This is a genomic window from Pseudoalteromonas sp. CH_XMU1449-3, from assembly GCF_037027245.1.
Taxonomy (GTDB): Bacteria; Pseudomonadota; Gammaproteobacteria; order Enterobacterales; family Alteromonadaceae; genus Pseudoalteromonas; species Pseudoalteromonas shioyasakiensis.
Genome location: NZ_JAYMDY010000001.1, coordinates 131410 through 153000 on the forward strand (window position 1 = coordinate 131410; position 21591 = coordinate 153000).

General features: G+C 41.4%; 21 protein-coding genes. 12 read left to right on the forward strand and 9 right to left on the reverse strand.

Going from position 1 to position 21591, the window contains the following annotated elements:
* Positions 1–42: 42 nt before the first annotated feature.
* The 5 genes from WA256_RS00610 to csrA all read left to right on the forward strand — a co-directional run bounded on the left by WA256_RS00610 (position 43) and on the right by csrA (position 5416).
* Positions 43–837 carry a BPSS1780 family membrane protein gene (locus WA256_RS00610; protein ID WP_269408599.1) on the forward strand — a complete coding sequence of 265 codons (795 nt, stop codon included), beginning with the start codon at positions 43–45 and terminating at the stop codon, positions 835–837.
* Entirely contained in the window at positions 837–1289 is a 453-nt protein-coding gene (locus tag WA256_RS00615; protein ID WP_054551279.1) for a regulatory protein RecX, read from the forward strand. The genes WA256_RS00610 and WA256_RS00615 overlap by 1 nt, the downstream gene beginning before the upstream one ends.
* 17 nt (positions 1290–1306) lie before the next feature.
* Complete coding sequence (alaS, locus tag WA256_RS00620) at positions 1307–3907, forward strand: alanine--tRNA ligase (protein WP_058585668.1); 2601 nt, start codon at positions 1307–1309, stop codon at positions 3905–3907.
* 6 nt (positions 3908–3913) lie between these two features.
* Positions 3914–5131, forward strand: coding sequence for an aspartate kinase (locus WA256_RS00625; protein WP_058585667.1), 1218 nt, complete (start codon positions 3914–3916; stop codon positions 5129–5131).
* Between the two features lie 93 nt (positions 5132–5224).
* Complete coding sequence (gene csrA / locus WA256_RS00630; RefSeq protein WP_036970495.1) at positions 5225–5416, forward strand: carbon storage regulator CsrA; 192 nt, start codon at positions 5225–5227, stop codon at positions 5414–5416.
* Between the two features lie 27 nt (positions 5417–5443).
* Here the strand turns inward: csrA and WA256_RS00635 are convergent, their stop codons facing one another.
* Positions 5444–5911, reverse strand: coding sequence for a YcxB family protein (locus WA256_RS00635; protein ID WP_335988247.1), 468 nt, complete (start codon positions 5909–5911; stop codon positions 5444–5446).
* A gap of 124 nt (positions 5912–6035) precedes the next feature.
* On the opposite strand from WA256_RS00635, the gene WA256_RS00640 reads away from it, so the two are divergent.
* Complete coding sequence (locus tag WA256_RS00640) at positions 6036–6959, forward strand: hypothetical protein (RefSeq protein ID WP_335988249.1); 924 nt, start codon at positions 6036–6038, stop codon at positions 6957–6959.
* Positions 6960–7435: 476 nt separating this feature from the next.
* Here WA256_RS00640 and WA256_RS00645 read toward each other — a convergent pair whose 3' ends face one another.
* Together WA256_RS00645 and WA256_RS00650 are read right to left on the reverse strand one after the other, a co-directional pair.
* Complete coding sequence (locus WA256_RS00645) at positions 7436–7627, reverse strand: hypothetical protein (protein WP_054551284.1); 192 nt, start codon at positions 7625–7627, stop codon at positions 7436–7438.
* A gap of 51 nt (positions 7628–7678) precedes the next feature.
* Complete coding sequence (locus WA256_RS00650) at positions 7679–7852, reverse strand: DUF1328 domain-containing protein (protein ID WP_064971747.1); 174 nt, start codon at positions 7850–7852, stop codon at positions 7679–7681.
* Between the two features lie 534 nt (positions 7853–8386).
* Between WA256_RS00650 and WA256_RS00655 the strand changes: the two genes are divergently transcribed.
* From WA256_RS00655 to WA256_RS00670, 4 genes are all read left to right on the forward strand, one after another.
* Entirely contained in the window at positions 8387–8635 is a 249-nt protein-coding gene (locus WA256_RS00655; protein WP_054560781.1) for an OadG family protein, read from the forward strand.
* Positions 8636–8650: 15 nt separating this feature from the next.
* Positions 8651–10423, forward strand: a complete 1773-nt coding sequence (gene oadA / locus WA256_RS00660; RefSeq protein WP_055198140.1) for a sodium-extruding oxaloacetate decarboxylase subunit alpha — start codon at positions 8651–8653, stop codon at positions 10421–10423.
* 10 nt (positions 10424–10433) lie between these two features.
* Positions 10434–11564 (forward strand): sodium ion-translocating decarboxylase subunit beta, encoded by a 1131-nt coding sequence (locus WA256_RS00665; protein WP_054560779.1) that lies wholly within the window; start codon positions 10434–10436, stop codon positions 11562–11564.
* Positions 11565–11691: 127 nt separating this feature from the next.
* A complete protein-coding gene (locus WA256_RS00670; RefSeq protein ID WP_335988262.1) occupies positions 11692–11868 on the forward strand; it encodes a hypothetical protein in 177 nt (58 codons plus the stop codon).
* Between the two features lie 124 nt (positions 11869–11992).
* On the opposite strand, the gene WA256_RS00675 is transcribed toward WA256_RS00670, so the two are convergent.
* Positions 11993–13309, reverse strand: coding sequence for a peptidoglycan DD-metalloendopeptidase family protein (locus tag WA256_RS00675; protein ID WP_054560778.1), 1317 nt, complete (start codon positions 13307–13309; stop codon positions 11993–11995).
* A 398-nt stretch (positions 13310–13707) separates the two neighbouring features.
* Between WA256_RS00675 and tyrS the strand changes: the two genes are divergently transcribed.
* A complete protein-coding gene (tyrS, locus tag WA256_RS00680) occupies positions 13708–14907 on the forward strand; it encodes a tyrosine--tRNA ligase (RefSeq protein ID WP_335988264.1) in 1200 nt (399 codons plus the stop codon).
* Positions 14908–14965: 58 nt separating this feature from the next.
* On the opposite strand, the gene WA256_RS00685 is transcribed toward tyrS, so the two are convergent.
* The 4 genes from WA256_RS00685 to folE2 form a co-directional block, all read right to left on the reverse strand.
* Entirely contained in the window at positions 14966–15916 is a 951-nt protein-coding gene (locus WA256_RS00685) for a cobalamin biosynthesis protein CobD/CbiB (RefSeq protein WP_058585663.1), read from the reverse strand.
* A gap of 1 nt (position 15917) precedes the next feature.
* Complete coding sequence (gene mtnN / locus WA256_RS00690; RefSeq protein WP_054551291.1) at positions 15918–16625, reverse strand: 5'-methylthioadenosine/S-adenosylhomocysteine nucleosidase; 708 nt, start codon at positions 16623–16625, stop codon at positions 15918–15920.
* A gap of 103 nt (positions 16626–16728) precedes the next feature.
* Complete coding sequence (locus WA256_RS00695) at positions 16729–17322, reverse strand: DUF2726 domain-containing protein (RefSeq protein WP_062564930.1); 594 nt, start codon at positions 17320–17322, stop codon at positions 16729–16731.
* A gap of 81 nt (positions 17323–17403) precedes the next feature.
* On the reverse strand, positions 17404–18324 hold the full coding sequence (gene folE2, locus WA256_RS00700; RefSeq protein ID WP_062564931.1) for a GTP cyclohydrolase FolE2: 921 nt from the start codon (positions 18322–18324) through the stop codon (positions 17404–17406).
* Positions 18325–18497: 173 nt separating this feature from the next.
* Between folE2 and arcB the strand changes: the two genes are divergently transcribed.
* Positions 18498–20825 carry an aerobic respiration two-component sensor histidine kinase ArcB gene (gene arcB, locus WA256_RS00705; RefSeq protein WP_335988271.1) on the forward strand — a complete coding sequence of 776 codons (2328 nt, stop codon included), beginning with the start codon at positions 18498–18500 and terminating at the stop codon, positions 20823–20825.
* A 6-nt stretch (positions 20826–20831) separates the two neighbouring features.
* Here the strand turns inward: arcB and arcA are convergent, their stop codons facing one another.
* On the reverse strand, positions 20832–21548 hold the full coding sequence (gene arcA / locus WA256_RS00710) for a two-component system response regulator ArcA (RefSeq protein ID WP_054551295.1): 717 nt from the start codon (positions 21546–21548) through the stop codon (positions 20832–20834).
* Positions 21549–21591: the final 43 nt, after the last annotated feature.

Genomic DNA, 21591 nt, shown 5'->3' on the forward strand with positions numbered 1-21591 from the left:
CAGTTATACTCGGTGCGTTTTGTCGTTATTGAATGAGAAACTATGTCGATCGAAGTACGTATTTTTAAAGCTGATGCAGGCGTTAAATGGTTTAAAGCTGGATGGGAAATCTTTAAGCTGCAACCTTTGACTTTTATTTTAATGCATCTGCTAATCGTGATAATTAGCTTTTTGGCATTGCTGCTACCTTTACTGCAAGTTGTTGGTGCATTTGTAACCCCGTTTTTGATGGCAGGTTTTTATCAAGCTGTGTTAACTAAGCAGCAAGGCGGGACTATCAGCCAAGCTGATATTTTTAAGCCATTTAGTAATAAAGGAAACCGTATAGGTTTAGTGCGCGTCGCCGTGTATCAGATGGCGGCAGGTATTTTATTAGCCTTACTGTCTAATTTCATTTTTGCAGATGCCTACGCAGTTATTTCGAGTCAGACTTTCGATCCACAAAACCAATCACATATTGCAGATTTATTGGCAACCATTTCAATGGGGCAAGTTGCGGTATTCTTAGTGGCGATCTGTGTGTATTTAACCGCTTTTGCCTATGCAGTGCCTTTGGTTTATTTTCAAAAACAAAGCAATATGTTTCAGGTTTTAAAAACCTCATTCATGGTGTTTTACCATAATATGGCGCCATTGAGTGTTTATGGCCTAATTTGCGCTGTTTTAATGGTGATCTGTATTCCTTTATCGTTTATTCCACTATTGGTTTTAATGCCAATTTGTTACATTAGCTTCTTCGTGTCTTTTCAGGCTATTTTTATGCCGGTTGTGCCAAAAGGTGATGACCAAACAAAAGCACCTGAAGCGCCCTCACAATCAGGACGCTTTGACGCGTAATGGATGATAAAGAACAAAAGTTAAAGAATTACGTACTTTGGTTATTGTCTCGACAAGATTATTCGCGTCGGGATTTAACACGAAAGTTACAGCAAAAAGAGGCGACGCCCGAGTTCACAGAGCGCTTGTTAGATTGGTGTGAATCACACAACTTTATTAACGAACAGCGCTATTGTGAAGGGTTTGTACGCCGCCATTTAGCTAAGTATCATGGTGTAAAACGCATTCAGAGCGAAGCAATGGCAAAAGGGATAGACCGAGCACTATTAGATAAGACGCTCGAGGAGTTCGAAGTCGATTGGTTCGAACTCGCAAAGGACGCATATTTAAAGAAGTTTTCAAATTCAGGTAAAGAACTCGACCAGAAAGAAAGAGCGAAACGTGTACGCTACTTGATGTATCGAGGCTTTAATTACGAACAAATTGATTTTGCAATGCAAGCACAGCAATAAACGGGTGAGATTTTCACATGCAGCATATGACTACCGCACAGATCAGGCAACAGTTCTTAGACTTTTTTGCCTCTAAACAACACCAAATTGTTCCTTCAAGCTCGCTGATCCCGGGTAACGATGCCACGTTATTATTCAATAACGCCGGTATGGTGCAATTTAAAGATGTATTTTTAGGTGCGGAAAGCCGCCCTTATTCACGTGCAACCAGCTCTCAACGTTGTGTGCGTGCCGGTGGTAAACATAACGACCTTGAAAACGTAGGTTACACTGCACGTCACCATACATTCTTCGAAATGTTAGGTAACTTTAGCTTTGGCGATTACTTCAAGCAAGACGCAATCAAGTTTGCTTGGGAGTTTTTAACTGATGTTGTAAAACTACCGCAAGAAAAACTACTTGTTACTATTTATCACGATGATGAAGAAGCCTTCAACATTTGGCATAAAGAAGTAGGTCTAAGTGAAGACCGTATTATTCGCATTGCAACCAGCGATAACTTCTGGTCAATGGGTGATACAGGTCCTTGTGGTCCATGTTCTGAAATCTTTTACGATCACGGTGAAGAAATTTGGGGTGGTCCTCCAGGTTCTCCTGAAGAAGACGGTGACCGTTTCATCGAGATCTGGAACCTAGTATTTATGCAGTATAACCGCCATGCCGACGGTACAATGGAGCCGCTTCCTAAGCAGTCTGTTGATACAGGTATGGGTCTTGAGCGTATCTCTGCAATTTTACAAGGCGTGCACTCAAACTACGAAATCGATTTATTCCAAGCTCTAATTGCAGCAGCGGCTAAAGTAACAAACGCACAAGATTTAGACGATAAATCGTTACGCGTTGTGGCTGACCACATTCGTTCGTGTGCGTTCTTAGTGTCTGACGGCGTTATGCCATCAAACGAAGGCCGTGGTTATGTACTACGTCGTATTATTCGTCGTGCAGTTCGTCACGGTAACAAGCTAGGCGCGAAAGGTGCATTCTTCTACAAGCTAGTTGCTGCGCTAATTGAGCAAATGGGTCAAGCGTACCCAGAGCTTGCTAAGCAACAAGAAATTATTGAAAAAGTACTGCGTATCGAAGAAGAGCAGTTTGGTAAAACACTTGAGCGTGGTCTGGCTATTTTAGAAGAAAGCCTAACTGACATCGAAGGTGATGTGATCCCAGGTGACTTAGTATTCAAACTTTACGACACTTACGGTTTCCCTGCTGATTTAACGGCTGACGTGGCGCGTGAGCGTTTCATGACGATTGATGAGCACGGCTTCCAAGAGTGTATGGCTGTTCAGCGTAAGCAAGCACAGCAAGCTGGTAAGTTTGGTGCTGATTACAACCAACAACTTAAGTCTGAAAAACACACTGACTTTAAAGGTTACGATGCAGAACATTACACAGGTACTGTGGTTGAGCTTTTCTCTGAAGGTCAATCGGTTTCTGTACTTGAAGATGGTCAAGAAGGTATCGCAATCTTAGACCGCACACCGTTCTACGCTGAATCAGGTGGTCAGGTTGGTGACACGGGTGTGTTAAAAGTTGCTGGCGGTGAGTTTGTAGTGACTAACACCACGAAACTTGGTAATGCATTTGCACACCATGGTCGTGTACAAGGCCGTATTGGTACAAACGATAAAGCAGAGGCTACGATTGATGCAGCACGTCGCGATAGCATCAAGAAAAACCATACTGCAACACACATTTTACATGAAACGTTACGTCAAATTTTAGGTGAGCACGTAAATCAAAAAGGTTCACTTGTTGACCCTGAGCGTTTACGTTTTGACTTCTCTCACTTTGAAGCGGTAACAAAAGACGAATTACGCCAAATCGAGCGCGCAGTGAACGATGAAATCCGTCGTAACTTTGCTCTTGAAACTGAGCTAATGGCTATCGAAGATGCTAAAGCAAAAGGTGCAATGGCATTATTTGGTGAAAAATACGACGACGAAGTTCGCGTAGTAACCATTGGTGATTACTCAATCGAGCTATGTGGTGGTACTCACGTTAAGCGTGCAGGTGATATTGGTTTATTTAAGATCGTATCAGAAAGCGGTATCGCGGCCGGCATCCGCCGTATTGAAGCGGTAACAGGTGCTGAAGCGGTTGCTTATGTAAGTGAGCAAGAGCAACAACTAAACGATGTTGCAGCACTAGTTAAAGGTGATAGCAGCACTGTACTTGAAAAAGTAACGGCGTTACTTGAGAAATCAAAAGGCCTTGAGAAGCAAATTGCACAGCTTAACGACAAGCTAGCAAGTGCGGCAGGTGCATCGTTACTTGACTCTGTTGTTGAAGTGAACGGTATTAAGCTACTGGTTGCTGATGTTGCAGGTACAGAGTCTAAAGCACTACGTGGCATGGTTGATGACCTGAAAACGAAGATTGGTTCAGGTGTTATTGCCCTTGGTGTAGCTAATGGCGATAAAGTAAGCCTAATTGCAGGTGTAACTAAGGACCTAACAGGTAAAGTGAAAGCCGGTGAGCTTGTAAATCACATGGCTGCACAAGTAGGCGGTAAGGGCGGTGGTCGTCCTGATATGGCACAAGCTGGTGGTACTCAGCCAGAGAACCTAGCTGCAGCCTTAGAAAGTGTAACTGGTTGGTTATCTGAGCGTTCTTAACTACTAGTGGCACTTATCGTCCAAAAATTCGGTGGCACCTCAGTTGGCTCAATAGAGCGAATTGAGGCCGTCGCCGACCTTGTTGTAAAAACCAAGCAACAAGGCCATCAAGTTGTGGTGGTGCTCTCGGCTATGTCGGGAGAAACTAACCGTCTAATTAAACTCGCTAAACAAATCGATTCTCGACCTAGTGCTCGTGAGCTTGATGTATTGCTAACCACCGGTGAGCAAGTGTCAGTCTCTCTGCTGGCAATGGCTATCATCAAACGTGGTCACTCAGCGGTAAGCTTGCTTGCTGATCAGGTCAACATTCGTACCGATAACATGTTTGGTAAAGCGCGCATTGAAGAGATTGCTGCGACTCGTCTTAAGCATGAACTTGAGCATAACCGTATCGCTATTATAGCGGGCTTTCAGGGCCGTGATATTGAAGGCAATATCACTACGCTTGGTCGCGGTGGAACAGATACCTCTGCGGTTGAGATTGCAGGTGCTATCAATGCCGACGAATGCCAAATTTACACTGATGTTGATGGGGTATATACCACCGACCCGCGTATTGAACCAAATGCGCGACGTATGAGCCATGTCACCTTCGAAGAAATGCTCGAAATGGCCAGCCTTGGGGCTAAGGTGCTACATATTCGTAGTGTCGAAGCCGCAGGAAAATATAATATACCGCTCAGAGTGTTATCGAGTTTTAACCCGGATCAAGGGACCTTGATCAGTTTTGAGGAGCCGGATGTGCAAGCAAACATTGTGTCGGGTATCGCCTTTAATCGTGACGAAAGTCTGATTTACGTTAATGGCGTGCACCAAGGAACGGAAAACCTTGCAAAAATTTTGAAACTTTTTGCAGAATTCGGCATCGAAATAGATATGATTAATCAAGTTAATCATAACTTTGAAAAAATAGACTATGCTTTTACTGTGCACACGAATGATTTTGAGCAAGCGCTTGAAATTTTGACCAGTAACCAAGATGGTATCAGCGCAGAATCTATTAAAGGGATCAGCAATGTTGCCAAGGTGTCTGCAGTAGGTGTAGGGATGAAATCTCACTCTGGTGTGGCAAGTTTATTTTTTAATGCCCTTGCCGATGAAAACATCAAAGTGATGCTTGTATCGACATCAGAAATAAAGATATCAGTTTTAATTGACGAAAAGTATTTAGAACTGGCTGTACGTGCGCTACACAAAGTTTTTTTAACTGAAAATGAATAAGATCTAGAGTTTTTACTTACTTTTAAGTCTATATTTCATTAGAATGTTTTTGACGCGGAATCTTTTAATTTTTTGGAACATGGGAGCAAGAGAATGCTAATACTAACTCGTAGAGTAGGTGAAACCCTTATGATCGGTGACGAAGTAACAGTTACTGTTCTTGGTGTTAAAGGAAATCAAGTTCGCATTGGTGTAAATGCACCTAAAGATGTATCAGTACATCGTGAAGAAATCTACATGCGAATTCAAGCAGAGAAATCTAACCCAAATCCGGGCAACGTTTAATCAGCGACAGATATTTTTAAGAGCCACTCACTGAGTGGCTCTTTTATTTAGTTCGGCTGTCATTTCATCATTTAGCGCTTGTTTAGAAATATATTGCATACCGCGCTGAGCCTTTAAAATATAACCTCGCTCAGTTTCAATAATCTCACTAATTTGTTGCCAGCTTAATTGGTAGCTTTTATGCGGGTTTTCGGCTTTAACGCCTTCATCATCAAATACGATAGTGACTTCGCTACCCGATGCACGACTCATCATTTGTCTTGCGACCCACCATGGGCGCTTGTAATAAAACGATAAGCACTCAACCACGGCAAGCATAATCATAAAGCTGCCCAGATAATGATTCTCTAATTGATAAAAAGCTAATAAGCCTAAGGTTATTAACAATACCAACAGCGGGTATTTAGGCTTAGCTTGTGATGAATAAGGTAGAGACTCATCAAAGCATTCGTAATAATACGGTTTATCTAATGTGTAAGTTGTACTTAATGTCATTCGTAGGCTCACTTAATTTGCTGGCAGCAGTTTAACATTGATAGAAAAAATCTTCCGTAGTTGGTTTTCATTTAGTTGTCATTGTGAGAGCTTAAGGTATGCGTATTTTAAAGGTGTAAGCTGTATGTTTGTTAGTTCAATGTCATTAGCACTTGCAATGACCACAAATACTTTTTTAGTTATGGGCGATATGCCATACACCCCGATTGATGAAATCAATCTCGCCAAAGATGGAAAAATTACTAAAGCAATCGCAGCAACACCCCATGGCTTTTTAATGCACTTAGGTGATATGAAATCAGGAGCGCTTGCTTGCACCAATAAGCTTTTGCAAAGTAATAAAGCGTTATTAACGTCGTTGACCCCGCAGCCTTTTATTTACACCCCAGGTGATAATGAATGGACCGATTGCGACCGAGAAAAGCTATCGGTGCGTTTTGATGAACTTGAACGGCTAAGCTTTGTTAAAGGCTTGATGTTTGACGATGCTTATACAAAAAAAGCTCAGCAACTTCAGGGCTATGCAACCCAAGCTGAAATGCTAGAAAATGCTCGCTGGCAGTTTGATGGCATTGAGTTTCGCACTTTGCATATACCGGGCACTTTTAATGGTCGCTCACAAATTTTAAAAAGTGACAAAAACGCAGCACTTGATGACGCCGACAAGCGTGATAAGTACAACTTAATTTGGTTAAAACAAGCACTTGTTCATCAAGATGCTAATGCCTATGTGTTTGGCTTTCAGGCTGACATTTACCACCCGACCAGTAAACCCACTTGCAGTGAATCACAGCGCTCTAATTGTGATGCATTTAAAATATACCGAGATGCCATCAGCGACTTCGCAAAGCACACCAATAAGCCTGTACTTGTAATGCATGGCGATACCGGCCCATATTGCCAGCAGCAGTTAGCGAGCAACTTAACGCGCTTAAATGTACCTGGCGACTTTGCTGTAAGCGATGTCGCAAAGGTGAGTTTTATCGACGGCCAGTGGCATATAGCGAGTGTAACGACAAACGAGCCCCTCACAACGGGTTGTAAATGAAAGCTTAAAGTTAGCGAGTTTCTAGATAAAGAAGCTATCAGCTTTCAGCCGTCAGCTATCAGATTAAAACAAAAGAGCTCGTAGGTTGGTTAGAGCGGAGTGAAACCCAACAAGTTAGCGCGTTTCTAGGGGAAAGAGTAAAGTTATCGAGTTTGAGGCTCACGTAGGCGTGAAATTTATTTCGCGCGATGTTTCTTAAATCTACGTGTAAGTCGTAGGTCGGGCTTTTGCCCGTCAATGTTAGCGGTTATGTGTCGCCATAAATGACGACCTACATGATGTAGGGTAGAGCGGAGCGAAACCCATCAAGTTAGCGAGTTTCTAGGGGAAAGAGTAAAGTTAGTGAGTTTCAAGGGGAAAGAGTAAAGTTAGTAAGCTGCTTGACACAAGCAGTTTGCAGCTTAGAGTCGCTAACTTGCTAACTTACATACACAAAAAAGCGGCACTTGGCCGCTTTTCTTAGTAAAGGTGTGTTATTAGCAGTTAGTTTCTTCTGCGTTAACACCTTCTTTTACTTCTTCACATGCATCTTCAACTGCATTTTGTGTATCAGTAATTGCTTCATCAATACGCTCACCTGCGTCTTCAGCAGAGTTGTCTTCACAACCCATGATGAATAAACCTGAAAATAGGGCGATAGTAGCGGCTTTTAAAGTTGAATTTTTCATAATGAAATTCCTTGTAAATTTAAAATAAAGTAAGTGGTTATCTGCTTTTAACTACTTAGGGACACTGCCTCTAAGTGCTCCTGATACCAGCGAAATAACTAGTAATACTAAAAATATAAAAAAGATAATCTTAGCGATGCCTGCAGCGGCTCCTGCGATACCGCCAAAACCTAACACTGCTGCGATTAACGCGATAACTAAAAAAGTAATTGTCCAGCGTAACATAGTGGTCTCCTTGGCTATTTAAATTTTCTTAAGTTCGATATTACTAAAGCGAGTTCTGTGCCATAAGTTTTATTTTATATATTTCAATGGATTGCGTGTTTTTGTCGTTCTTTATAGGGTTCATCATTTGGTAACTTTTACGAGTAAGCATGTAACTTATTCATAGTGATATTTTTTCATATTGAGATGAATGAGGAAAAAGAGAATTGTTATGGTTATTGGTAAGACCAATTTAACTTTATTTTAAGGGGGTAGCTCTAACACCTTGTTGTGCGTGGTTTTTAGGCATTTTACTATGGTTGATTAATAGCTGAACATATAACGTCTGGCTATATTGACTATTTATATCATCTATAACGGGGCTTTAAATGCGCTAATAGTAGGGTGTTAATTATATGTGCGTCATGTTATTTTAAATTTAATTGGTTTTACCAATTTACAATGGTGCTATACAAATGAATTTTGTTTGTTATTATTGGTGCATAATTATTTAACAAAAATAACTTTTTATTTTAAGTAAGCGAGGGGAGTCGTATGGATATAGGTGGATTACTCACCACTGCGGCCAGTTTGATGGTGACAGGCATGGTAGGCGTGTTTGTTTTTCTGACTATTTTGATTTCAGCAGTCACTTTAATGTCAAAGGTAGTGGGTCGATTTGATGATCCTGCAACTGCAGAACCTACGCGTACAGCAAAAATTCAACCTCAACAGGGTGTGCCACAGGCACATATTGCAGCAATCAGCGCTGCAATTGCTCAATTTCGAAATAAACAAAAATAACGGGGCAGCTTAAACATGGCTAAATTAAAATTAACCGAATTAGTATTGCGTGACGCACACCAGTCTCTTTTGGCAACGCGTATGCGCTTAGACGACATGCTACCCATGGCAGAAAAACTCGATAATGCGGGTTATTGGTCAATTGAATCATGGGGTGGTGCGACGTTTGACTCGTGTATCCGTTATTTAGGTGAAGATCCTTGGCAACGTATTCGCGAGCTAAAAGCGGCAATGCCAAACACTAAGCAACAAATGCTACTTCGTGGACAAAATCTTCTAGGTTACCGTCATTATGCTGATGATGTAGTCGAAAAGTTTGTTGAGCGTGCCCACAAAAACGGTGTTGATGTATTCCGTATTTTTGATGCGATGAACGATGTACGTAACCTTGAAACTGCCATTAAAGCCGCAGTTAAAGTAGGTGCTCATGCCCAAGGTACTATTTCGTACACAGTAAGCCCAGTCCATACGCTTGATATGTGGCTTGAGCTGGCAAAACAACTAGAAGATCTTGGCTGTCATTCAATTTGTATTAAAGATATGGCGGGTTTATTAAAGCCATATGATTGCGAGCAGTTGATCAAAGGCTTAAAAGAAACTGTATCTATTCCTATCGCAATGCAATGCCACGCGACGACAGGTTTAAGTACTGCAACTTACCAAAAAGCAATCGATGCGGGTATCGATATGCTTGATACGGCTATTTCGTCAATGAGTATGACCTATGGTCATAGCGCAACAGAAACCATTGTTTCAATTGTAGAAGGCACTGAGCGTGACACCGGCCTTAATTTAAATGAGTTAGAAGAAATTGCCGCTTATTTCCGTGATGTACGTAAGAAATACGCTGCATTTGAAGGCAGCCTTAAAGGTGTTGATGGTCGTATCTTATTAGCCCAAGTACCTGGCGGTATGTTAACTAACATGGAAAATCAGCTTAAAGAGCAAGGTGCTGCTGATAAGCTTGATCAAGTATTACTTGAGATCCCGCGTGTACGTGAAGACTTAGGTTACATTCCTTTAGTTACACCAACGTCGCAAATTGTAGGTACTCAAGCGGTACTCAATGTACTGACTGGCGAGCGTTATAAAACCATCACAAAAGAAACTGCGGGTGTACTCAAAGGCGAGTATGGTGCAACACCGGCGCCAATGAATAAAGAGCTACAAGAGCGTGTACTAGAGGGGGCTGAAGCAATTACGTGCCGTCCTGCTGATAAGCTTGAACCTGAACTTGAGAAGCTTGAAGCAGAGTTATTAAGTGAAGCTAAAGAGCAAGGTTTAGAGCTTGCTGATGACGTGATTGATGATGTGCTTACTTACGCATTATTCCCTCAAATCGGCCTTAAGTTTATTAAAAACCGTAACAACCCTGATGCGTTTGAAGCAATTCCAACGGGTGAAGTCGCTAAGTCAGAAACTAAGCCAGCCTCTACAAGCCCTGCAAAAGCAGAGCAATACAGCGTTAAAGTTGATGGCAAAGTTTACGATGTAGTTGTAGCGCAAGGTGGTGAGCTCAAAGAAGTAACCCTAAAAGACAGTGAGTTAATTCCTCAGTCAGCTTCAGCGTCTGTTAGCGAAACCTTAAACGCGCCGTTAGCAGGCAATATTTTCAAAGTGAAGGTAAAAGCTGGCCAAACAGTAAATGAAGGTGATGTGGTTATCATTATGGAAGCGATGAAAATGGAAACAGAAGTTCGCGCTGCACACTCAGGCACAATAGCTGAAGTATTAGTAGCAGAAGGCGACTCTGTTGCCACTGGCGATGCGCTAATCGCACTGGCATAGGAGACAGAGGATGGATGGTGTTTTAAACCTCTGGCATGCCACGGGTATTGCTAACTTTACTTTTCCGGCATTGATCATGATTGCGGTAGGTTGCTTGTTACTCTATTTAGCAATCGCCCGTAACTTTGAGCCACTGTTGTTATTACCTATCGGCTTTGGGGCTATTTTAACTAATATCCCAGTTGCTGGGTTATCTGAGCCGGGTGGTTTGCTTTATTACGTGTACCACATCGGGATTGACTCTGGAGTATTCCCACTTTTGATCTTTATGGGAGTTGGGGCGCTTACAGACTTTAGTGCCCTGATAGCAAATCCGCGTATGTTGCTGTTAGGCGCGGCTGCGCAGTTTGGTATTTTTGCTACTTTATTTGGTGCAATTCTACTTAACTTTATTCCAGGCTTTGAGTTTTCTCTACAGGATGCATCGGCCATCGCCATTATTGGTGGGGCAGATGGTCCAACAGCTATTTTCTTAGCATCTAAGTTGGCACCTGATTTACTTGGTGCAATCGCAGTAGCGGCTTATTCATACATGGCACTTGTGCCAATTATTCAGCCGCCAATTATGCGCGCACTAACAACGCAAGAAGAGCGCGAAATTCAAATGCCGCAACTTCGTACAGTATCGAAAAAAGAGAAAATTGTTTTTCCATTAATGGTGCTTAGTTTAACTATCTTGTTTTTACCTGCGGCAACACCGCTGGTAGGTATGTTCTGCTTAGGTAACTTGATGCGTGAATCGGGCGTGGTTGATCGTTTAAGTAATAGTGCACAAAACGAAATCATCAACATTACCACCATTTTCTTAGGCTTAGCGGTAGGCTCAAAGCTTGCAGCCGATAAGTTCTTAACCGTAGAAACAATCGGTATTTTGGTATTAGGTGCTTTGGCCTTTGCAATTGGTACAGCTTCAGGGGTGTTTATGGCAAAAGGTCTTAATAAGATCTCAAAATCGCCAATCAACCCATTAGTAGGCGCAGCCGGTGTATCTGCGGTACCAATGGCAGCACGTGTGGTTAATAAGGTAGGTCTTGAGAGCAACCCGCATAACTTCTTGTTAATGCATGCCATGGGACCAAACGTAGCAGGGGTATTAGGAAGTGCCGTTGCAGCAGGTATTTTGTTAGCGATTGTTGGCTAATAACACGATTAAGTCGATTTACTTCCAACCGACTGGCGCAGTAATTTTACTGCGCTTTTTTTTGCCTATAGACTAGGGTCATCCTAAAGAAATTGCAGTTAAATGATAGTTGTGTAAGGAAGCCACCATGAATATCTTTATTATCTTATTATGCCTTTTTGTTGCTTTGGTTATTCTAATACCGCTACTTGAAAAGTATCAGTCTAAAATGGGGCTTGATGGCGCGACAAAGTATGCAAAGTACATTTGGCCACTGATGATGATTTCGCTAATTATTCAACTTATCTATGTTCTTTTAAGGTAATAATTGTATTAACCCGCAGTGCCTTCAGTACTCGTTTTAGTAAAGTCTATAATAGTTTTAGCCGGATTTATTCTAGGCACAAAAAAGCCGCTTCAAGTTGAAGCGGCTTTTACATGTTTACCTACTACTTATTTAAAGCTAATTGTAACTCACGGTTACGCTGTAATTGAGCTAAGAAGTTATCAGCAATCGGTTTAAACTTAGCTAACTCATCGCGCGGTAGAGGCTCTGATTTAGGTAGTTTGACCGTTTTAGGGTTACGGTGAACACCGTTTACTAAGAATTCATAGTGTAAGTGAGGGCCCGTTACACGACCTGTCGCACCAACGGTACCAATCTTCTGGCCTTGCTTCACTTTCTGACCAGTTCTAACCATCTTTTTGTTTAAGTGTAAGTACTTAGTCACATACTGTGTGCCATGGCTAATAAATACATAATTACCGTTGTATTTACTGTAGCCTGCTTTAATCACTTTACCATTACCCGATGATACAACTGGCGTACCGGTACGCGCTGCGTAATCAATACCGTTATGTGGTTTTACCGTTTTGGTCACAGGGTGTAAGCGGCGCGGGTTAAAGCTCGAGCTAATATACTTAAAGTTAACAGGTGCGCGTAAGAAGGCTTTTTTCATGCTACGGCCTTCAGGTGTGTAGAAGTTACCATCAGTATGACGAATAGCAGTGTAACGCTCACCTTGGTTAATAAATTCTGCGGCAATAATTTTACCATCACCAATGTACTCACCATCAACATAGTGAGCTTCATAAATGAGACCAAATTGGTCACCTTTACGAATGTCATTAGCAAAGTCGACATCCCAACCGAAAATGTCAGCAAAATTCATAATTTGACGCTCGCTTAAACCAGCGGCAATACCTGACGTCCAAAAGCTATTAGAGATCTCGCCGCCAGCAGATTTACTTAGCGTTTCGATTTCTTTGCTATCGATAGAAGTGTCGTAGTTACCTTCGTCATTTAATGTAACGTATAAGGTATCTGTTTTCGAGATCACATAACGCAGCTGAGCTAAAGAGCCATCTTCAGCTGTTGCAAAGCTTAAGATTTCGCCTGGGTGAATTTTTGTTAACTTACGAGTTTCTGCGTTGGTATTAACAAGTTTGTGTAATGTTTGCGCTGAGAAGCCCGCACGTTTAAAGATAAGTGCTAAATTATCGCCATTTCGTACTTCATGGTCGATAAGCTCGTATTCTGGAAGTTTTGCTGCTGCTTGCTGCGAATTAAGCTCAGTTAGTTTTTCGTTATCATCAACTTTAACTTGTAATTCGTAGCGTTTGCCAATTTCAAGTGCTTTTGCACTGTTATCCTTTGAAGCGGTGGCTTTTTCAGAAGGCAATAATGCCAAGCCAACAATAGCAGAAACCAAACCGAGAATAAGCAGTTTGTGTTTTTTGGGAAGTTTGTGCACTACGTGAACCATATCGTGCCTTTTCTGCTGTCAAGAAATTTAAATACTAATATCGCAGGATATACCTAAAATAGAGCAAATACCAGTGTTTTGTAGATTTAAACTGGCGCTATTTTACGCTAGAATTGCTCAGCGCGTTAAACTTTTTTGGTTAAAATTGCAGCAGATGCCTATGGTTAAACTAAATCTATATTAGTTAACTAAAGTACCTTCATTAAATTGCAATAACGCGGTATAAAGAACAATCATGCGCGCTGCCTTCAGGGCTGTTTCTTAAACTATTTAAGTTAGGCTTTTTTCTAGTGTCGCTTTTTGGTGCTAACTAGCTAAATTTTAAAGTTTTTAGCTCTATATTTATAACCCTGACAGGCCACCACGCCCCGGTAGCTGAATTTTTGGAGTAATACACAGTGGATTTACAAACCGCTCTAGCTGAGATAAAACGCGGTGCAGAAGAGATATTAATTGAAGACGAATTAGTCGAAAAGCTAAAGTCTGGTAAGAAACTTAAGATCAAAGCGGGTTTCGATCCAACTGCGCCTGATCTGCATTTAGGTCATACAGTTCTTATCAACAAAATGAAAACCTTCCAAGACCTAGGTCATGAAGTGATTTTCTTAATCGGTGACTTCACCGGTATGATTGGTGATCCAACGGGTAAAAACGTAACGCGTAAACCGTTAACTCGTGAAGATGTTTTAGCTAATGCTGAAACCTATAAAGAGCAAGTATTTAAAATTCTTGATCCTGCTAAAACAACTGTTGCATTCAACTCTGCTTGGATGGAGAACTTAGGTGCAGCAGGTATGATTAAACTGGCTGCGCGTCAAACAGTAGCACGTATGCTAGAACGTGATGACTTTAAAAAGCGTTATGCCAACGGCCAATCAATTGCTATCCACGAATTTTTATATCCACTGGTACAAGGTTGGGACTCAGTTGCATTAGAAGCTGATGTTGAGCTTGGCGGTACAGACCAACGTTTTAACCTATTAATGGGTCGTGAATTACAAAAAGACGAAGGTCAAAAGCCACAAACAGTACTTATGATGCCACTGCTTGAAGGTACTGATGGCGTTCAGAAAATGTCCAAGTCATTAGGTAATTACATTGGTATTACTGATGAGCCAAACGACATGTTTGGTAAAGTAATGTCTATCAGCGATGATCTAATGTGGCGTTACTATGACTTATTAAGTGCATTATCTATCGAAGAAATTGCTGCGCTTAAACAGCGTGTTGCTGATGGTGCAAACCCGCGCGACATCAAGATTGAACTTGCCAAAGAAATGATTGCACGTTTCCACAGTGAAGAAGCAGCCGAAGGTGCTCATCAAGATTTCATCAAGCGTTTCCAAAAGAATGCATTACCAGATGAGATCCCAGAAGTGACAGTAACAACTGCTGAAGACACTGTGTTTATTACTAATCTATTAAAAGAAGCTAACCTTGTAGCTAGTACGTCAGAAGCAATGCGTATGATTAAACAAGGTGCTGTAAAGATTAATGGTGAAGAGAAAGTAACGGATACTAAGCTTGAAGTTGCTAAAGGCACAACACAGATTTACCAAGTAGGTAAACGTAAGTTTGCTAAAATCACCTTAGCTTAATAAAGCTAATTGGTATAAAAAACCAGCTGCGGCTGGTTTTTTTGTGCTTATATTTTGATTAGTTTGTGAATAGGCTAATTACTTCAATCCCGACTATCAGTAGTAACCAAAATGCTTTCGCTTGATTTAAGCGATTCACTAAAGCAGGAATATCATCGGCATCTGGTAGGCGATCAGTCCCAACACGCATTTTATTAAAGCGCTCACCTTGGTAAAGGGCAGGGCCGCCTAACTGTACTTGCAAAGCAGCCGATGTAACACTTAACAGCCATCCTGTATTGGTTTGATAAAAGTGTCTGCCATAGTGTTTTATATAATGAATACATTGTTTACTGGCATTAGTTGCTGCAATCGTTAATGCAACTAATCGAGTGGGTAACCACTCCAATACAAATAGTAATTTAGCAATGGGAGCCAAAAACGGGTTGTTGGGTTTTAGGTTTTTTCGCCATGCCTGATGAATTAATGTGAGTAAGCGATAAACCAAAGCAAGGATAGCGCCGCCAAGTAGATAAAAGAATATAACGGCAAAATAATGCCGCGCACTTTGAAGCACCAGTGACTCCATGGTTGCTTTGCAAATGCCTGGGGCTGATAAACGTGATACATCACGGGCAACGAGGCTAGCTAGTAGCTCTCTTGCAGTCGCTTTTTGGTTGAGCTTGAGTAATCTGGCAATACGTAATGATTTCTTCTCTTGAGCGCGGCTACTGAGTAACAGATATAAAATTAAGCCATTTAATAGCTCAGGGTAAAAAGCAAACTCTAAAAACAGCACAACCAATGTCACTATCACTAAAATGGTGAGAGTAAAAGCTAAGGTTGAGGCTAAATATTGATAGCTTTTGGGGTTCGTTGGGTTGTATAAACGCTCGCTAAGCGCAGAGAAAATAACGGTTAAAAAGGTATTAGGATGATACCAACTAACCAAAGGAAAGAAGCGCTCAGCTAAGAGCGCTACAAAAAATACAATAATGTCCAAATGGTTTTGAACAATATTTGCAATCACCTTATAAACTCACCGATGTTAGCTTCTCTAAAAGAGCAACAACCATTTTAGATGAGTTGATAGATGCAGTTTCGATATACTCTTCAAATGATTGCGGCGACTCTTTGCCAGCAATGTCAGACATTGAACGAATAACAACAAATGGTGTTTCTAGCACATGACAAGCTTGTGCAATTGCTGCACCTTCCATTTCTACTGCAAGCATAGTTGGGAATTCAGCACGTGTTTTTTCAATTCGTACCGGGTCACACATGAATGAATCACCAGTACAAATTAGGCCAATCATGGTTTTAACATCGCTGATTTGACTTACGCTTTGCTCTGCCGCTTCAATCAGTTTAGGGTGCGCAGCAAAGCCTGCTGGCATTTGTGGTACTTGACCGATTTCGTAACCGAATGCAGTAACGTCTACATCATGGTGACGAACTTCTGAAGAAATAACCACATCGCCTACATTTAGCGATGGCTCAAAACCACCTGCAGAACCTGTGTTGATCACACAATCTGGACTGAAGTTATCGATTAGTAGTGTTGTTGCTACTGCAGAAGCCACTTTACCAATACCAGATTGAACTAAAGTAACTGTGTTACCCGCTAGTTCACCGGTGTAAAAGGTAAAACCAGCTTTAGTCATGATGCTTGGGTTTACCATTGCTTCGCGTAAGATTTTTACTTCTGGCTCCATCGCGCCAATAATACCAACGTGCATAATATTTGATTCCTTAGATTGAATAGGATGATTATACCTAAAAATGCCTGAAACAAACAAAAAAGCAGACCTTAAAGTCTGCTTTTGCCAATATTGTGACAGGTTATATTTCTGCAAGCGCCGTTGAGTGTGCTTTTGCTTGTGATGGTGATAATACCGCAGGTTTAGTAATGCGGTTGCGTGCAGGTCTTGCAGGCGCTGCTGCAGGTTTACCAAGTTTAAACATGATTGCATCACGTACTTCTCTTGGTTGATAGCCTGATTTTACCTTCATGCGAATATGCGGGATGCCCGCCGCTTCTAATGCGCCACTAACAAACCAATCACGTTGTGCTTTATGGCCGTCGCGGTTGGTGTTATTTACTAAATCAACAGCGGCAACAATAGTAAGTTTGTCTTTGTCGATAAGTACGTAATCTAACTGTTTGTTTTTGGCTTTAGCCATTGCAGCACGTTTTGCTTTGACAGATAAGCCTTGCTTGCAGTCGATTAAATCAATGAGTTTAACGCGGCTGACGATTTTATATTGGTCGCCTACAGCACGTTCTAGAAGATGTAAAAAAGCACTCTCAACTTGCGTAAAAACAGTTTGCTTACGAGTGAAAGGGTAAGGGTTTCCGCCTTCATCGGTAAACTTTGACGCAACAACAGAGGCTACTACGACTAAAACTAAAATTGATAATAAAGCGAATTCCATACGGTAACTCCACAACAACAAATTGACACTGAAAATTAAAAGCAATTAGCGTGCCTAAGTGTGTGGAGTCACCAGAAATTTTTAAGCTGTGTATCCGCCAGTAACCCCTTTAACAGCGATAGCTACTGCGTCGTGGGCATGAAGTGATTCGTAGTGATTTATTTGCAGCCAATAATCGGCGTAGTTTTGCTGTTCTAGTAAGCCTTTAATTTTACGTGCAGCATCTTCGCAGAACATGAGGTTTTGACCATTTAAGCGGGCAAACTCTTGCTCATCTTCACGTTTAACTGCCGCTTGTACTGGCGTTTTTAGCTCAGCTTCTAAAGCATCAATTAAGCCAACCACATCAAAACTGTCAATTTGGCTGTCGAGTTTTACTTTCACGTTTGCAATTGAACGCTGTGAGTGTGGTGTAGCAACAATGCCGTCTGTTGTGCCTAGCCATTCTAAAACAGTTTGCTTATCAATGTTTTGCTCAGCAAATTTTTCGCTAAAGGCATTTTGAATTAATTGACGAGCAAGAGCCGCTGAACATGGGCATGTAGACGAGTAAGTAACATCAACCATTAACTCAAAGCTTACAATGCCTTGGTTGATCTTAGCGATCAAATGAACAGGGTAGTTTTTCCAACCTACTTTGCCACTTAATAAAGATTTACGACGCAGAGGTAGCTCAAATTTAAATTCGATTTGTGCTTGGTCACTTAAATCATCATGGCTGCTAATAAAGGCATCAAGAGCTTGTTTAAGAGTTTGTGGATTAACTTGCTGCTCGGTTGATAAGGTATCAAGGGCTAAAAATAGACGCGACATATGAATGCCTTTTGCGTCTTCTTTATGCAAGTTTACAAAAGCGCGTGCCTTGGCAATTACATTTACAGGGGCAATATTGCGAGTTTCAAAAATGAAAGGAAGTTCAATTTCGCCCATGCCAACCCAGTCTAATTTACCTGTTTGTAAGGCGGGAGCCGTATCAGCAATATCTGGCATTGTGGTTTGCATGGTAATACTCATTCTTTGCAATTATTAAAGCGCGGTATTTTACATGAAAAAATATAAAAAAGCGGCGTTGATGAAAAAATTCTATGTTTATCGCACAATATGAATATTTCTAAAGGAATAGTGATAAAATTAGCTATGCTGTTTTTTTTCGATTATGTGCCTAAGCTTTATATATGATTGATTCTTCTTTGAGTCCGTGGGCTCGCACTCTCTCAAGCTTTATTTCTAAGTACGGTGAGTTTAAAACTGCCGCCGCCTGTTATGCCTTATTATTGGTCATGTCGCTGATCTTATCGTGCATGTTTTATTATGTTGCAGTTGGAACGGTGACTTTAGTTGATGTCTTAGCGGTGATGTTCTTCACTGCGGTGGTATCGCCGATTTTAATCACTGTACTGCTTAACTCAATTCGCCAATTAGAAGCTTCTTATAGCTACCTAGATAGCGCAACCAAACAAGAAAAACTGCTTAACCAAACGCTAAAAGACAATATCAGTCGCTTAAACGAAGAGATTGATGAGCGTAAAATGGCGTTTCATGCCAAGCATAGAGCGATTGAAGAGCTTAGACGCGAAATCGCCGAGCGTAAAAAAACTCAACAAGAGCTTGCGCAACAAGGCATGCTATTGCGCTCTATTGTCGACTCATCTCCCGATTTATTTTATTACCGCGATAACAATGGTGTATTTGCTGGCTGTAATAAAATGTTTGAACAAGTGATAGGTAAAAGCAGCGATGAGTTAATCGGTAAGAGTGTTGAAGAAATCTACCCAAGTGATTATTTACCAGAAGTACTGCGCACCGACAAAAAAGTATCTCAAACCCACCAAGCTCTTACACTTGACGTTGAATACCCCGTTGATGGTGAAAAGCGCTGGTTTGAAATGCGTAAGCTACCTTTTATTAATGAAAAAGGTGAGTACATAGGTTTACTTGCCTTTGGCCGTGATATCACCAGTCGTAAAGAGGCAGCTCAGGCCCTTGAAGCAGCTTATAAAGATAAAGGTAAGTTCATTGCAACTTTAAGCCATGAATTAAGAACGCCGCTTAACGGTATTGTGGGTTTAACCCGCATGCTACTTGATACTGAACTCGATAAACAGCAACGTAGTTGGTGTAATACGGTGTTTTCAAGTGCTGAAACCCTTGGCAATATTTTTAACGATATTATCGACTTGGATAAAATTGACCGTGAGCAGCTCGATATTGTTGCTGACTCAGTTAATGTGGCCGATTTTATTAATGACGTAGTGAATTTTGCAGGCTTAATTGCTGAACAAAAAGGTCTTGAGTTCAATATTAAACGTAAAGGCACACTGGATGTTTACGCGTCTCTTGATCCGACCCGTTTACGCCAAGTTGTTTGGAACCTTATCAATAATGCCGTTAAGTTTACTCAGCAAGGCCATGTAGAGCTTGAATGTCGTCGTGAGAATCGTGCCGATGGTCCGTGGTTAGTGATGCGTGTGAGCGACACGGGTCAAGGTATTCCACAAGAGCAGCTGCATCGTATTTTTGACATGTACTACAAAGCACCAGATATCAAGGGCACCAATGCTATTGGCTCTGGTATCGGCCTTGCGGTAACAAAAGCACTTGTTAGCGCAATGAAAGGTGAAATTAATGTCAGCAGTACTGAAGGTGAGGGCAGTGTTTTTGTTGTTGAAATACCGCTTAAGCTTTGTATTGCGCCTACCGAGCAAAGTTATGCGGTACGCAGCTTAAACATTCTTTTAGTAGAAGATGTGCCGCTAAATGCTGAAATTGCTACTAACTTACTTGAGCAGCGTGGCCACGAAGTTATTTGGGCTGAAACTGGTGAGGATGCGCTGTCGTTTGTCTACACAGAAGATGACTTAGACCTAGTTTTACTTGATATGCAATTACCTGATATCAATGGTGATGAAGTTGCTCGTCAAATTCGTGACGATGAACACTTTGATAACTTACCAATCGTTGCCTTGACTGCCAACGTGCGTAGCGCCGAAGAGGAGCTTGCGGGTATTAATATTCAAGGTGCACTCGCTAAGCCTATCAACACCACTAAACTCGATAAAATGCTCGGTGAGTTATTTGATATCAAGCAGCAACAAAACTGTCAGCCAGAGCCAATAAAAACGGTAGCTGAAAAAGACTTATCGGGTATTCGTGTTGAGCTGCTCGATATAGAAACCATCGAGGACTTTGTAGGCTCAATGGGGCTGGTTATCTTTAATCGTAGCTGTGAGTTATTTAATAAGTTAAACCCTCAGTACCAAACTGAGCTGGCAGATGCGTTAGCGGCAGATGATAGAGAAGAGTACAAATCGGTGGCACATAAATTAAAAGGTGCAGCTGGTTCTGTAGGTTTAAACGATGTGCAATTACACGCTAAGAAGATGGAACATGGTGCGCTTGAAGAAAATAGCGAAGAGTTACAACAGTGGCTTGATGAATTAGCAGTGAAAATAAATGAAGGGCGTGACGCCCTCCAATTATTCTTACAACAGTTAGAAGATTAATTCTAATTAGCTGTCGATTTTACCAATGAAGCGATAGCCTTCACCATGGATGGTGCTGATCAGCTCAGATGTGCTGTTATCGCTTTCAAAGTGTTTTCTGATACGACGAATTGTTACGTCTACAGTACGGTCGTTAGCGCGAAGCTCACGGCCAGTCATGTGCTTGATTAATTGCTCACGGCTGAAAATACGGCCCGGTGAGTCAAGCATTAAGCGTAGCGCGCGGTATTCACCTTTAGGTAAACGTTTAGCGTCGCCGCTTGGAGATGTTAAACAACGGCTGTTTTCATCAAGTTCCCAACCGTTAAATGTGATAACACCATTTGTTTCGATATTCGCTTCTTCGCCACCTAGGGCTGTGCGCGAAATAAGGTTACGAGCACGAATAGTTAATTCGCGAGGGTTGAATGGTTTTGTGATGTAATCATCAGCACCAATTTCAAGACCTAAAATGCGATCAACGTCGTTGTCACGACCTGTTAAGAAAATTAAACCAACGTTACGTTTTTGACGTAATTCACGCGCTAAGATTAGCCCGTTTTTACCTGGTAGGTTGATGTCCATAACTACAAGGTTCACATCATCATTATTTGTAAGCTTGTCATGCATATCATCGCCATCAATGGCTTCAATAACTTTGTAACCTTCAGCTTCAAATAAACTAACGAGGTTTAGTCGAGTTACGTCTTCATCCTCTACGATCAGAATGACTGGCGTTTGCATTGTATATTAACCTTTTCGGAAATTTTATTTACAAAAATTCGGT